Source organism: Pseudomonas sp. GLN_2, from assembly GCF_043106005.1.
Taxonomy (GTDB): domain Bacteria; phylum Pseudomonadota; class Gammaproteobacteria; order Pseudomonadales; family Pseudomonadaceae; genus Aquipseudomonas; species Aquipseudomonas alloputida.
This window is the reverse complement of the sequence record NZ_JBICMC010000071.1, coordinates 1-1318: the sequence shown is the minus strand read 5'-3', so window position 1 is coordinate 1318 and position 1318 is coordinate 1. Positions and strand designations below refer to the sequence as shown.

Below are 1318 nucleotides of genomic sequence, written 5' to 3'. Positions count from 1 at the left end.
GCCAGCCCTTCGATCACGTTGTCGCTGGCGCCGAACAAAGAGCCGATCGAATCGGCTTTGTCCTTGAACGGGTTGAACGGCGCCAAGGCGGTGTAAAGCGGGCTGTCGTGCTGGTCCAGCCATTGCTCCAGGCGTTTGAAACGCCGGTCATGATCTTCGGTGCCGGGTGTCGGCTGGCCCATCGGGTGAATCAGCAACGCCAGTGAGATTTCCAGACCGCGGGCGGAGGTGCGTTCGTCGCGGTCGTAACAGGCCAGTGCCGCAGCCAGGCTGTAGGGGTTATCGATGTGTTGGGATTCGGCCGTCGCCAGCCAGGCGTCATGATCGTTGCTGGCTTGCAAGGCCAGGTTGCGCAGGGCGGCAATCCGCCGTTCCAGCGCGTCGCGTTCGGCGAGGAAGCGCCGGTATTTGTCGACATCGAGGCGCTGTGCCAGGCGCGCGCCATTGGGGGAGTAATCTTCATGGGTGAGGGCCTGGAAATGGGACTCGGCCGGCGACAGGGCAGGCCCCCGGCGTGACGTGCCCAGCCTGAACGCGGCCAGTTCCGGTGAAGGGGCATCCGCCGGGTACAGGCTTTCCAGCGTCTTGTTCAGCAACATGGCGACCAGGTTGCGATGGTGAAAGTCGCGGCTCTGCGGGCTGAGCTGTTCGGCATCCAGCCGGTAGCATGCCGGCACGCGCTCCTGCTCGGGAGGTTGGGCGGGTTTTGTGTGTTCCAGTTGCTCGGCGGGCATCAGGTCACGCAGTTGATGCTGGTAGGCCGAGACCGACAGGCTCAGGTCCAGGGCCATGCCTTCGGCGTCGGCGAGCGCCACCACCACTGGCACTTTCGGCTGGGTCCAGGGGTAGTGGCGGGCGATGGCATTGAGGTTGCCGATGGGCAAGGTTTCGGTGACCGGGTCGCTGCTCCAGGTCAGCGGCATGCGCCGCTCGGTTGGCTTGAAGTCTTCGACCCAGGTTTGCAGGGCACTGACCGGCAACACATGGGGCTGGGTGGACGGCGCCTGATTGCCGCTCACCAGCTCGGCCATGTCCAGCTGGCGCATGTGCCGTTTGCGCAGGGCTGCCGAACCGGTGATACGGGCGGTGATGGCGTTGGTCCACAGGTGCGGGCTGTAGCCGATCCACACTTCCTTGGCCGTGTCCTGGCAGGTGTCGGCCCACACCCAGCCGGTGCTCTGGCCGGACAGGTAGCGCTCACGGCGGTGGTAGTCCTCCAGCCCTTGGTAGCGCAGCTCCTTGTAGAGGCCCGCGCCGACGTGCTCATGAATGACCAGCTTTTCGCCCTGAGGGCCTTTCATGAACACGTAGACATAGC

The 1318-nt window shown here is 64.8% G+C and carries 1 protein-coding gene; it reads right to left on the bottom strand.

What is annotated here, in order from left to right; translation table 11 throughout:
* Positions 1-1318: T6SS effector BTH_I2691 family protein (locus ACF8Q6_RS16395; RefSeq protein WP_392492594.1), on the bottom strand; the 1318-nt coding region annotated here is incomplete at both ends.